Consider the following 12,141-nt stretch of genomic DNA (forward strand, 5'->3'; position numbering starts at 1 on the left):
AAAGTGCTGCCATTAGTCAGCAAAGCAATATAAACCTGAGCTTCTTTTGAGTATGAGCAAATAACACTATGAAACTGAGAAAAATTCTAATGATAACTGCCATGACGGTAACTGGATTGATGTCAGTTCATCAGGCAATGGCAGCGATAACGTTGGATCGTACCAGAGTGATTTTTAATGAGGATATGAAATCCGTTAGTCTGAATATTGAAAATCAACATCTTGATTTACCTTATTTGGCACAGTCATGGGTTGAGGATGAAAAGGGAAATAAGATCAATGGCCCACTTGTAGTTGTTCCTCCGGTACAGCGTGTTGAAGCCGGAGCAAAAAGTCAGGTCAAGATTCAAACACTGCCGACAATTGCTCAATTACCACAAGATAGAGAGAGTTTGTTCTATTTCAACATTCGTGAAATTCCACCACGCAGTGAGAAGCCTAATGTATTGCAACTTGCCTTGCAGACACGTATCAAATTGTTTTATCGCCCGAAAGCTGTCATTGCAAACCGCATTGATCTTGATAATCCATGGCAGGAAAAACTCACCCTAACCCGTCAGGGAAATCAATATATGGTGAATAATCCAACACCTTATTACATCACCATTTCAGAAGCATCAAACAAGACAGATGGTAAGGGTGTAGAAGGCTTCCAGCCTCTCATGCTGGCTCCCAGAAGCAGTGAAAAACTTGGTGGAACAGTTAATTCACTGGGTAACACACCGGTACTGACCTATGTCAATGATTATGGTGGGCATCCGCAGTTAACATTTAACTGTGGTGGTGATACTTGTACGGTGGCAAAAAGCGTAACTGAAAAAGCAGGTTGAGTTATGTAGGTGGTATCCCACCAATAATGATATTGGCGGGATATTAACGCAGAATCAGTCGGAATGTGGTGAGCTTCTTTCGGTAACTGATTGGATAAATGTAGGTAAATGATAATGGGTCCGTTAAGCATCAAATTATCCAAATATGTATTGCCAGCGCTGTTTCTTTTTGGCATTAGCAGCCAGCAAAGTGCATATGCAAAAGATAACTTGCGTCAAGATGTCAGGATTACGCTAACTGTACTTGCTCCTGCTTGCTCGATTAAGACGAAAGATAAAAAAATGGAAGTGGATTTGGGAAACATTCTTGATCGTGATCTTTATGCAAAACATCGCACAGAAGGCAAGCCATTTTATCTGAATTTAGAGGACTGCGATCCTCGTATAACAAAACGACTAAAAATTAAGTTCTTGGGAGAGCCGAGTCATGAGCTACCAGGGTTATTGGCATTTAGCTCTGGCAGTCGTGCTTATGGTGCTGCTATTGGTATGGAGAAAACCGATGGTACACCAATGCCATTTAATAAAACCAGTGAATTCCCGTTATTAGCCAATAGCAGAAATAATGTAATTTCATTCAGAGCGTATGTACAAGCTGAACCTCGTGCTCTCCAACGGAAAAAAATTGGTTCTGGTGAATTCAGTGCAATTGCGACTTTTGAAGTTAATTACGACTAGTCATGCTGACTGGTTTTTCATCCACGATATTTAGTCAGAATCTGATGCTATTTGGAAAATAAATTATGCGCCATATTAAGAAATCGTTGTTGAAGCTAGCAGCCTTATTGTTTTTAGTCAGTGCCACACATACTTATGGTGGGGCTTATGTTATGCCAGTTAATACCATTCAACAGGGTAATCAAACCATAACAACTATGGAAATCATTGCATGGACAGAGGAAGAGGGTATTCCTAATCCTTGTTATGGAAAACGTGAATGCTACGTTGGCCCTGATGTTCAATATAGAAATGGTAGAAAACCCGGCATGTACGGCTCTTGTAGGGATGCAGGGGCATGCTTGCTAGATGCCCAGAGATATCAGACAACCGCCGATGTAATGAGAGCTTATAAAAGACAGATTGGTATCCCTATACGGGTTACATTTCCGATTATTAGTGCAGAAGCGGATTGCGTAGGGTTATTTTATTCACCTAGCATAAATATAAGCTATGGTGAAGGGGAAACATTCCCTAACTCTACTTGCAACAAAATGCCTCCTCCGAATCAAAGTTGTAAAATCGAGTTGCCTTCTGAAATTGCCTACGGGGAATTAACTGCACCAGAAGTGAATAATGCGACCCGCTCAATTAACGGCCGATTTGAATGTGCTATTTATAGCAACAAAGTAATGTTGCATGCCAGATCAATTAATGATGAGCCGAAAGTGTACCTTGATTCTAATAAACAAATGTATTCAACGTTACAAATTAATGGAAGAAACGTAACAGATGGCGTGAATGTTACTGCTCAAGGAAAGAATATACCTACTAATTTCACACTAACATCAATACTGCACACTATAACTCCACCAAAAGCCGGTAAATATGAAGGTACTGCAATAGTTTTTTTAACTTATTTATAAATTGAGAGTAGAGATATCATGCAAGTCAGTATGCTGGTAGGAAAAAGAATCCAAATCAAAAGAAGAGAAATTGGAGTGACAGCAGTAGAGCTGGCAGACAAAATTGGAGTGAGCCATCAGCAATTGTCACGTTACGAACGAGGTACTAATAAAATCAGTCTGGAGCATTTGGTCGCTATTTCTATTGCCTTGAAGACTCCCGCAGACTGGTTTTTGGAGGACTGTTTTACTCCTCCAAAAGTTCATATGAATAATCAATATGCCTGTGTAGCAGAAACAGTATTAGGTTTGTAATACTGGGCTTATATTGATAAAAAATGATATTGGATAATAAATGGCACTGGATAATAAATAACATTGATACTAAATAGTACGGACATTAAATAGAAAAAATTTAAGGTATCAAAAAATCAAAGCCATTCCTGTTCAGGAATGGCTTTTTTGTAATCCAAATTACACCGAAAAACATAAAAAATAATATGTCAAATGGTTAACAATTAGTACCAAACTGTTAACACAAGATGATTAGGCTTATTTTTAACATAATGCTGGTTTATTATTTTGGCATAATTGATTGTGTTAAATTATACCGCTTTCGATGTCGAGCAATTTTAATTTTTATTCAACGTGATGAAAAAAGAGGAAAGTCATGATGGGGAAGGTGTGAAAGAAGGTTTTTAAATGGGTTATAATTTTTTAATTATAAATCAAATGGTTGCTTTGGTTTTTGTAGGTTGGGAGAAAGTAAGTGGAGTTGAAAAAATGAGTCAATTTATTGGTTAACAGTTTGGTACTAATTGTCGACAATTTTCGTTTTCCTCTTTCCAGCCATATCGTTTCGAAGCGGCCCGCATTACTCGCGGTATAGCGAACGGTGTGACGAATGTTCCGATGGCCTAAATAGTCTTGAATCAAACGGGTATCCACGCCATTGTCCGCCAAAGCATAGCCGCAAGAATGTCGTAACATGTGCGGATTCGCGCAAACCGCTAAATTGGCCTTTAAACTCGTTTGCCGGATGATTTTATAAAACTGCTGGCGAGACATGCGCGCACCTGTTCTGGACAAGAATAGCCAGTCACTCTGAGCACTGTTTTTATAGCGCTGACGTAGGGAAAGCCATTTCCGTATTAGTTGAATTTCTCTCGCCACCATTGGGTGGATAGTAGAAAAGCCATTTTTCAGCCTCTGTACACGCAGCTTTTTCCCTTCTAAATCCACATCTGCCAACTGTAACCCAAGCAATTCGGATACACGAAAACCATGAATAAATCCCATAAATATCATGCAGATATTGCGGTCTGCATGTGGATGCTTTTCCAATTCCTTCAGCAACACTTCAATTTCTGAGTGGGTTAGATATTTACGCTTCAATATGATGTTTGACACAGTATTAGACTCCCCATGATTATCAAATATACCTATTATGATTGTTGCTGATTATTTGCAGACTTCAATATTAAGTATCATTAATAAACAAAACATTAAATAAAACGGCCTCCTGACTTGTTGGATTTCCAACTTTGGGGAAGCCGTTTTTGGGAGGATATCGCCAAAAGTGACGATATCTTATTCGATAGAGTTATTGCTGTTTGGCAATTTTGGCATGCATTTCTTGTACAGAGGTAACCTGCTCAGTAGGATCGGCGCTGAGTGCCATAGTGGTTGCAAAGCCGCCATTCAGGGTTGTGTCATAGTGCACTTTATATTGCAGTGCGCTGCGACGCAGCAGTTTTGAATCTTCAATCGCCTGACGGCCTGCGGTGGTATTGACGATATAGTCATATTCACCATTTTTGATTCTATCCTGAATGTGCGGGCGTCCTTCATGCACTTTATTTACTAAGCGTGGATTGATTCCTGCTTCACCCAATACAATCGCAGTACCGTGTGTTGCATCCAGCTCAAAACCATGTTTAAGCAATTTCGCTGCCAAATCGACAACCCGCTCTTTATCCCCTTCGCGTACAGACAGTAGCGCCCGGCCTTTTTTACGCATGGTGGAGTTACTGCCCAGCATTGCTTTTGAAAAAGCTTCGGCAAAAGTACGGCCAACACCCATCACTTCACCGGTAGAACGCATTTCTGGCCCCAGAATTGGGTCAACACCAGGGAATTTATTGAATGGCAGTACCACTTCTTTTACAGAGTAGTAAGGTGGGATAATCTCTTCAATTGCACCTTGCTCAAGCAGAGACTGACCTGCCATCACGCGTGCGGCTATTTTTGCCAGTGGCAGACCAGTTGCTTTGGAAACAAAAGGCACAGTACGTGCTGCGCGTGGGTTTACTTCAATCAGGTAAACTTCGTTGTTTTTCACCGCAAACTGGACATTCATCAGGCCACGAACGCGTAGTTCGAAGGCCAGTTTCTCAACTTGCTGGCGCATGACATTTTGAATCTCTTTGCTCAAGGTGTAAGCAGGCAAAGAACAGGCCGAATCACCGGAGTGAACACCCGCTTGTTCGATATGCTCCATGATGCCGCCAATCAGGACCCGCTCACCATCACAAATGGCATCCACGTCTACTTCAATGGCATCATCAAGGAAGCGATCCAGCAGGACTGGCGCATCGTTGGATACGCTAACCGCATTCTGGAAATAACGGCGCAAGTCAGGTTCGTCATATACGATTTCCATTGCGCGTCCACCCAGTACATAAGATGGACGAACAACCAGCGGATAGCCAATCTCATTACCTTTTTCAACGGCCTGTTCGATAGCGGTAACGGTAACATTTGCTGGTTGTTTCAGGCCAAGGCGATTAACGGCTTGCTGGAAACGTTCACGGTCTTCTGCACGGTCAATGGCATCAGGGCTGGTACCGATAATAGGTACACCGGCTGCTTCCAGTTCACGGGCCAGTTTCAGTGGAGTCTGACCACCATACTGAACGATAACGCCTTTTGGTTGTTCAACACGCACAATTTCCAGTACGTCTTCCAGTGTAACTGGTTCAAAGTAAAGACGATCGGAAGTGTCATAATCGGTAGAAACAGTTTCTGGGTTACAGTTCACCATGATGGTCTCAAAGCCATCTTCACGCAGAGCCAGAGAGGCATGTACGCAGCAGTAATCGAATTCAATGCCTTGCCCGATGCGGTTCGGACCACCACCCAATACCATGATTTTCGGTTTGTCATTGTTCGGGTTGGCTTCACATTCGTCTTCGTATGTGGAGTACATGTAAGCGGTATCGGTAGCAAATTCTGCCGCACAGGTATCAACACGCTTATAAACCGGATACAGGTTGTAATCATGGCGTAGTTTGCGGATCTCTTTACCAGAGATTCCCACTAGTTTCGCCAGACGTGCATCAGCAAAACCTTTACGCTTGAGGTGACGCAGAAAATCAGAGGTCAGGCTGTTAACGCCTTGTTCTGCGACTTGTTCTTCCAGACGAATCAATTCTTCAATTTGTACCAGGAACCAGCGATCAATGTTGGTCAGGTTGAAGAGTCCATCAACGGACATGCCAGCGCGGAAAGCATCAGCGATATACCAAATACGTTCAGCACCTGCATTTTTCAATTCACTGCGGATTTTGGTCAGGGATTGTGGATCATCCAGATTGACTTTAGGATCAAACCCGATCGCGCCGACTTCCAGACCGCGCAGGGCTTTCTGCATGGATTCTTGGAAAGTACGGCCAATTGCCATCACTTCACCGACAGATTTCATCTGTGTGGTCAGACGATCATTGCTGCCTGCAAATTTCTCGAAGTTGAAGCGAGGAATTTTTGTCACAACATAATCAATGGAAGGCTCGAAAGACGCAGGAGTACGCCCGCCCGTGATGTCATTCATCAATTCATCAAGGGTATAACCGACTGCCAGTTTTGCCGCGATTTTTGCAATCGGAAAACCTGTTGCTTTGGAAGCCAGTGCCGATGAACGGGACACCCGTGGATTCATTTCGATGACAATCAGGCGACCATTTTTCGGGTTCACAGCAAACTGAACGTTTGAACCACCCGTTTCCACACCGATTTCACGCAATACCGCCATCGAAGCGTTACGCATGATTTGATATTCTTTGTCGGTCAGCGTCTGTGCTGGTGCTACGGTAATGGAGTCACCGGTATGGATGCCCATCGGGTCGAAGTTTTCAATGGCGCAAACGATGATGCAGTTGTCATTTTTATCCCGCACCACTTCCATTTCATACTCTTTCCAGCCAATCAGTGATTCATCGATCAGCAATTCATTGGTTGGGGAGAGATCCAAACCGCGTTCGCAGATTTCTTCAAATTCTTCGCGGTTATAGGCAATACCACCACCGGTTCCGCCCATAGTAAAAGAAGGGCGAATGATACAAGGAAAGCCAACGTCTTCTGCTACTGCCAGCGCTTCTTCCATAGTGTGGGCGATACCCGAACGTGCAGTACCCAAACCGATTTTCTTCATCGCCTTGTCAAAACGTTGGCGATCTTCGGCTTTATCAATTGCATCAGCCGTCGCACCAATCATGGTTACGCCAAATTCTTCCAGTACGCCTTGACGTTCCAGCTCCAGCGCACAGTTTAGTGCTGTTTGCCCGCCCATTGTAGGTAAGACTGCATCTGGGCGTTCTTTTTCAATGATCTTACGTACAACTTCCCAATGAATTGGCTCGATATAGGTTGCATCAGCCATTTCAGGATCGGTCATTATCGTTGCTGGGTTCGAGTTGACCAGAATAACGCGATAACCTTCTTCCCGCAGCGCCTTACAAGCTTGTGCACCGGAGTAGTCAAATTCACAAGCCTGACCGATAACAATTGGGCCAGCACCTAAAATCAGGATACTTTTAATATCAGTACGTTTTGCCATTTTTCTTTTTCTCCTGATTATTTGGTGTTCTGGGCGTTTGTCTGGCGATGTTCTTCAATAAGTTCAATAAAGTGATCGAACAAAGAAGCGGCGTCATGTGGGCCGGGGCTGGCTTCAGGATGCCCCTGAAAACTGAATGCAGGTTTATCAGTGCGATGAATGCCTTGCAATGTGCCATCAAAGAGTGACTTGTGCGTGATGCGCAGATTGGCTGGCAGTGAGCTTTCATCAACCGCAAAGCCGTGGTTTTGTGCCGTGATCATGACGACATCGCGATCTAAGTCTTTAACAGGATGGTTGCCACCGTGATGACCAAATTTCATTTTCACGGTTTTTGCACCACTGGCCAGTGCCAGTAATTGGTGTCCCAAACAGATACCAAAGACAGGGATTTCGATATTCAGGAAAGTTTTAATTGCTTCGATAGCATAGTCGCATGGTTCTGGGTCACCAGGCCCGTTGGACAGGAAAATGCCGTCCGGTGCCATTTTCAGTACTTCGTCTGCCGGAGTTTTTGCCGGAACAACAGTAACGCGGCAGCCGCGATCCACCAGCATGCGCAGGATATTGCGCTTAATCCCAAAATCATAGGCTACAATATGGTAAGGTAATTCTTGTTCTTTACAGGCTTCTGGTAGCTCATTCTCTAATGTCCAGCTTCCTTGTACCCATTGGTAAGGCTGTGTTGTCGTGACTTCTTTTGCTAAATCCATGCCTTTCAAGCCAGGGAATGCTTTTGCTTTTTCCAGTGCAACTTGGGTATCGGCTTCGTTACCCGCAATAATACAGCCATTCTGTGCCCCTTTTTCTCTTAATAGACGGGTCAGTTTGCGTGTATCGATATCTGCGATGGCGACAATATTGTGACGTTTCAGGTAATCAGACAGATTTTCTTCACTGCGGAAGTTACTGGTTACTAGGGGTAAATCACGGATAACTAAGCCTTGGGCTTGAATAATGGGGGATTCTTCATCAGCAGCATTGATGCCGACATTACCAATATGGGGATAAGTAAGAGTAACAATTTGGCGGGAATAGGAAGGGTCGGTAAGTATTTCTTGATATCCGGTCATTGAGGTATTGAAGACCACTTCTCCAACAGCCACACCTTCTGCACCAATGGCGCGACCGTGAAATTGGGTTCCATCTTCGAGAACCAATATAGCTGACTTAATCAAAACGCCCTCCGGAGTGAATAATAAATCGAATTAAATGCATATTAATTCAGAATTAATCCTTAAAATCAATGCCAATTATGATTTTTGTCAAAATTTTGGCAAATTGCGCGCATTCTAATGATGAGATGGGGGGTTGTCTACAAAAAATGGCATTTTTATTGGCTTTTTCGCAACTCTTGGTCTTGTATTGAGTAAATGCAGCTGAAAAACATAAGAAAAGTAGGAGCAGATAATCGATTACTGTAAGAGAAAACTTAAAAATAGGAAAAAAATATGGTTTTTTTAGTGCTCATGGATAAAAGGCACCAAAAAGACTGAATATTATTATGAAAATTGTAATTAATTTGAATTTGTATATTAATATCAGTTTTATATTAAAATTACGCAATTATTAATAAAATAAATGCGTAATTACATATTGTTACGATTTTTTGTTGTTAAATTTTTTCAAGATTTAACACATCTTTCATGTTATAAAGGCCGTTATTTTTTCCTGTTAACCATAATGCGGCCTTAATTGCGCCATTAGCAAAGGTCATTCGGCTTGAAGCCTTGTGGCTTATCTCTACACGCTCACCGATATCCGCAAAAATAGCGGTATGCTCTCCAACGATATCTCCCGCTCGTATGGTGGCAAATCCAATGCTTTTAGGATCTCGTTCTCCGGTATGGCCTTCACGGGTATACACTGCACTGGTTTTGAGATCACGACCTAATGCATTAGCGATGGATTCACCCATTGCCAGTGCTGTTCCTGATGGAGCATCCACTTTATGGCGATGGTGTGCTTCAACAATTTCGATATCTGTATATTCCCCCATAATGGTGGCGGCTTTTTCCAGCAATTTTAGTACCAGATTGACGCCGACACTAAAATTCGCTGCAAAAACAATGGGGATCTCACGGGAGGCTTCTACAATGGCTTGTTTGCCGGCTTCATCAAAACCTGTTGTGCCGATGACCATTGATTTGTGATGTTGCCGACAAATGGAGAGGTAAGCCAATGTGCCTTCTGGACGAGTAAAATCGACCAGTACATCAAAGTGTTCAATAACCTGATGCAGATCATCATTGATAATCACTCCATTGTTACCAATTCCTGCCAGCTCTCCAGCATCGGTTCCCACCAATGAAGAGCCGGAACGTTCCAATGCGGCACCAAGGGTGACACCATCCAGCAGCTGGACAGCTTGAATAAGATTACGTCCCATACGCCCGCCAGCGCCCACAATAGCAACGCGAATATCTGTATCAGCCATAAGGCCCTCTCTGTAAATCATTTTTAATTGAGGTGACAAAGGAAATTTTTAAAAGAAATTGTTTTACAGCTTAACTGCCAAGAACTGGCTGCGCCAGATTTATAGCCTGCCAATAAGAAAAACAGGGATCAGGCGGGAAGTTATAAAAAAAACTAAACTGCGAAAATGTATAAAGTTACTTTGTTGATTACCCGCTCTCACTGTTGCATAGATAACAAAGCAGCGACGTAAAAAGTGAAGGACATAAGATGAGTCATTAAGATTTAATGGAAGATATTATTATATGTATCGTTAAATTATAGAGTTAGAAAATAAATAATATAATACTTCTACTCAAACTGGAGTAGCAATTTTATACAAAAATAGGAAACTGTTCTATCAAGCTCCACGAAATCATCAATGAAATTTATTTCTCTTTGTAATTAGGTGGTTATTTATGGCTAAGAAGGAAAATGTAAAAGAGAGTACTCAGTTTTTTCATCTGAAAGAATTCGATGGATTGGAGATGCTTAAGGCGAGATATCATAAGCAAGTATTTTCTCGTCATGTGCATGAAGCTTTTTGCATCGGTGTAATAGAAGAAGGGGCGCAGCGCTTCTACCGTACAGGAATAGAACACATTGCCTCTAAAGGAGATATTATTCTGGTCAACGCTGATGAAATTCATACAGGCTCTTCAGCAGTAAAGACAGGTTGGTCGTATCAAGCTATATATCCATCTCCTGATTTATTGTGTTCATTATCACGGGATTTCAAATATGGAGGAGGTTCAGTTCCTTGGTTTCCTACAGCGGTTGTACATGATTCGGGTTTATCTGAACAATTGCGTATGACATTTCATCTCTTGATTCAGAATGAAAATACTTTATTTAAAGAAACTATGCTGCTTTCTTCATTGGCTTGGTTGATAATGAAATATGGGCAAACACATATTACCGCACAGGAATTGCCCGCTGCTGAAAAGCAGATCTTTCTGGCGAAAGAATATATTGACACTTATGCAGATAATAATATTTCTCTCAATCAGTTAGCTGAAATGGTACAACTGAGTCCGTGGCATTTTTTGCGGCAATTCAAGAAATCCATAGGTGTTACCCCGCATATTTACCTGATTTCAGCTCGTTTACGCATGGCACGAAGGTTATTGATCGAAGGGAACTCTATATTGAATGTTGCCATCCGCTGTGGTTTCTCTGATCAAAGTCACTTCAATCGCCATTTTAAAAATGCCTTGGGTATTACTCCCGGTATGTTTGTACGCTCTCTGCAAAAAGCTGGTTAGATTCCTTTGAAATATATGCGTACCAAATACTTTTATCAGTAAATTAACAAATTATTCTACCGCAATTTTATTCAATACTCCTGCATGAGCTATTCGTAAGCTAATTTCTAATGATTGTCTTTCACTGTGTTGATGTAGATTGCGTTATGGAAAAATCATTCTCTGATTCGAAGACTAATATTCAGCCGATGGCTTCTCCCTGGAAAGGGTTTTGGTCTGGTATGTATAATATGCTGCCACTTTGTTTATCAGTTATTCCTTGGGGAATATTGGCTGGTTCTGTCGCTGTACAATCAGGTTTAACTCTGGGCCAAAGTATTGGTATGTCAGCAATACTATTTGCCGGGGCTGCACAATTAGTGACTCTGGGATTGTTAGCATCAGGTGCCAGTATATTCACCATTATTATTTCGGTTTTTTTTATCACAGCTCAGCATTTTCTATATGGATTAACTTTACGTGAATATGTGGCAGTGTTAAAAACTCGTTATCGCCTACCAATTGGTTTCTTACTGACAGATGAGTTATTTGCACTCAGTTGTGCGCAGAAAAACAAACAATCTTTAACCCCCGGTTATTTGATTGGTGCTGGCTTGTGCTTTTATTTATGTTGGAATTTATTTAGTTTGCTGGGGATCTTTATGGCATCTTCGATTCCTGACCTTGAAAAATATCATCTGGATTTTTCTATTGTCGCCACTTTCATTACTATTGTTGTGCCAATGATTAAAAAGATTAGTGTACTTTGTGGCGTTATTTTTTCATTGTTTTTTTCTATGTTGTTATCTTATTTACATGTTGAGGGGGCCGTCATTATTGCTGGCGTCAGTGGAATGTTTTTTTCGGTTTTTGTAGCCAGATTGGCCAAGGAGTCAACATGAGTTGGGTATTGATTTTTTTCTTAGCCTGTATTGTATTCTTTAATCGATATGTTTTTTTGGAACCAAAAATGCCGGTGAAATTACCAAAGATATTAAATGAATCACTGAAATATTCCGCACCGTGCTTACTTATTGCAATATGTGGGCCTATTATATTAATGGAACAAGGAGAACTAAGATCATTACCTAATAATCCATATTTATGGGGAGCATTAACAACGACTATTTTTGCTTTTTTCATTAGAAATATTGTTGTTTGTGTTATTGTAAGTCTAATAATGTTTTATATTTTATCCGCTATCTTATAGGTAAGAG

At 41.6% G+C, this 12,141-nt stretch carries 11 protein-coding genes; 7 read left to right on the forward strand and 4 right to left on the reverse strand.

Annotated elements, in window-relative coordinates:
• Positions 1-68: 68 nt before the first annotated feature.
• The 4 genes from Xvie_RS00300 (at position 69) to Xvie_RS00315 (ending at position 2,707) form a co-directional block, all read left to right on the forward strand.
• Positions 69-830 carry a fimbria/pilus periplasmic chaperone gene (locus Xvie_RS00300; RefSeq protein ID WP_086107418.1) on the forward strand — a complete coding sequence of 254 codons (762 nt, stop codon included), beginning with the start codon at positions 69-71 and terminating at the stop codon, positions 828-830.
• Between the two features lie 114 nt (positions 831-944).
• On the forward strand, positions 945-1,508 hold the full coding sequence (locus tag Xvie_RS00305; protein ID WP_086107419.1) for a fimbrial protein: 564 nt from the start codon (positions 945-947) through the stop codon (positions 1,506-1,508).
• A 65-nt stretch (positions 1,509-1,573) separates the two neighbouring features.
• Complete coding sequence (locus Xvie_RS00310) at positions 1,574-2,413, forward strand: MrpH family fimbial adhesin (protein ID WP_086107420.1); 840 nt, start codon at positions 1,574-1,576, stop codon at positions 2,411-2,413.
• An 18-nt stretch (positions 2,414-2,431) separates the two neighbouring features.
• Entirely contained in the window at positions 2,432-2,707 is a 276-nt protein-coding gene (locus Xvie_RS00315) for a helix-turn-helix domain-containing protein (RefSeq protein ID WP_086107421.1), read from the forward strand.
• 402 nt (positions 2,708-3,109) lie between these two features.
• Here Xvie_RS00315 and Xvie_RS00320 read toward each other — a convergent pair whose 3' ends face one another.
• From Xvie_RS00320 to dapB, 4 genes are all read right to left on the reverse strand, one after another.
• On the reverse strand, positions 3,110-3,787 hold the full coding sequence (locus Xvie_RS00320; RefSeq protein ID WP_279625667.1) for a tyrosine-type DNA invertase: 678 nt from the start codon (positions 3,785-3,787) through the stop codon (positions 3,110-3,112).
• Between the two features lie 208 nt (positions 3,788-3,995).
• Positions 3,996-7,226, reverse strand: a complete 3,231-nt coding sequence (gene carB, locus Xvie_RS00325) for a carbamoyl-phosphate synthase large subunit (protein WP_086107422.1) — start codon at positions 7,224-7,226, stop codon at positions 3,996-3,998.
• Between the two features lie 17 nt (positions 7,227-7,243).
• Positions 7,244-8,404, reverse strand: coding sequence for a glutamine-hydrolyzing carbamoyl-phosphate synthase small subunit (gene carA / locus Xvie_RS00330; protein WP_086107423.1), 1,161 nt, complete (start codon positions 8,402-8,404; stop codon positions 7,244-7,246).
• Between the two features lie 437 nt (positions 8,405-8,841).
• Complete coding sequence (gene dapB / locus Xvie_RS00335; protein WP_086107424.1) at positions 8,842-9,663, reverse strand: 4-hydroxy-tetrahydrodipicolinate reductase; 822 nt, start codon at positions 9,661-9,663, stop codon at positions 8,842-8,844.
• Positions 9,664-10,099: 436 nt separating this feature from the next.
• Between dapB and Xvie_RS00340 the strand changes: the two genes are divergently transcribed.
• The 3 genes from Xvie_RS00340 to Xvie_RS00350 all read left to right on the forward strand — a co-directional run bounded on the left by Xvie_RS00340 (position 10,100) and on the right by Xvie_RS00350 (position 12,134).
• A complete protein-coding gene (locus Xvie_RS00340) occupies positions 10,100-10,945 on the forward strand; it encodes a helix-turn-helix transcriptional regulator (RefSeq protein WP_086107425.1) in 846 nt (281 codons plus the stop codon).
• A 188-nt stretch (positions 10,946-11,133) separates the two neighbouring features.
• Positions 11,134-11,826 carry an AzlC family ABC transporter permease gene (locus tag Xvie_RS00345; RefSeq protein WP_086107723.1) on the forward strand — a complete coding sequence of 231 codons (693 nt, stop codon included), beginning with the start codon at positions 11,134-11,136 and terminating at the stop codon, positions 11,824-11,826.
• The gene (locus Xvie_RS00350; protein ID WP_086107426.1) at positions 11,823-12,134 is read left to right on the forward strand and encodes an AzlD domain-containing protein; all 312 of its coding nucleotides are present in this window, start codon (positions 11,823-11,825) and stop codon (positions 12,132-12,134) included. Before Xvie_RS00345 ends, Xvie_RS00350 begins: the two co-directional genes overlap by 4 nt.
• Positions 12,135-12,141: the final 7 nt, after the last annotated feature.

Source organism: Xenorhabdus vietnamensis (assembly GCF_002127535.1).
Classification (GTDB): Bacteria; Pseudomonadota; Gammaproteobacteria; order Enterobacterales; family Enterobacteriaceae; genus Xenorhabdus; species Xenorhabdus vietnamensis.

What these genes read in the sequence shown, in the direction of transcription:
- Xvie_RS00350 (WP_086107426.1), top strand. Translation starts at nt 11,823, where the DNA reads ATGAGTTGGGTATTGATTTTTTTCTTAGCCTGTATTGTATTCTTTAAT.
- Xvie_RS00315 (WP_086107421.1), top strand. Translation starts at nt 2,432, where the DNA reads ATGCAAGTCAGTATGCTGGTAGGAAAAAGAATCCAAATCAAAAGAAGA.
- dapB (WP_086107424.1), bottom strand. Translation starts at nt 9,663, where the DNA reads ATGGCTGATACAGATATTCGCGTTGCTATTGTGGGCGCTGGCGGGCGT.
- Xvie_RS00345 (WP_086107723.1), top strand. Translation starts at nt 11,134, where the DNA reads ATGGCTTCTCCCTGGAAAGGGTTTTGGTCTGGTATGTATAATATGCTG.
- Xvie_RS00300 (WP_086107418.1), top strand. Translation starts at nt 69, where the DNA reads ATGAAACTGAGAAAAATTCTAATGATAACTGCCATGACGGTAACTGGA.
- carB (WP_086107422.1), bottom strand. Translation starts at nt 7,226, where the DNA reads ATGGCAAAACGTACTGATATTAAAAGTATCCTGATTTTAGGTGCTGGC.
- Xvie_RS00305 (WP_086107419.1), top strand. Translation starts at nt 945, where the DNA reads ATGGGTCCGTTAAGCATCAAATTATCCAAATATGTATTGCCAGCGCTG.
- Xvie_RS00340 (WP_086107425.1), top strand. Translation starts at nt 10,100, where the DNA reads ATGGCTAAGAAGGAAAATGTAAAAGAGAGTACTCAGTTTTTTCATCTG.
- Xvie_RS00310 (WP_086107420.1), top strand. Translation starts at nt 1,574, where the DNA reads ATGCGCCATATTAAGAAATCGTTGTTGAAGCTAGCAGCCTTATTGTTT.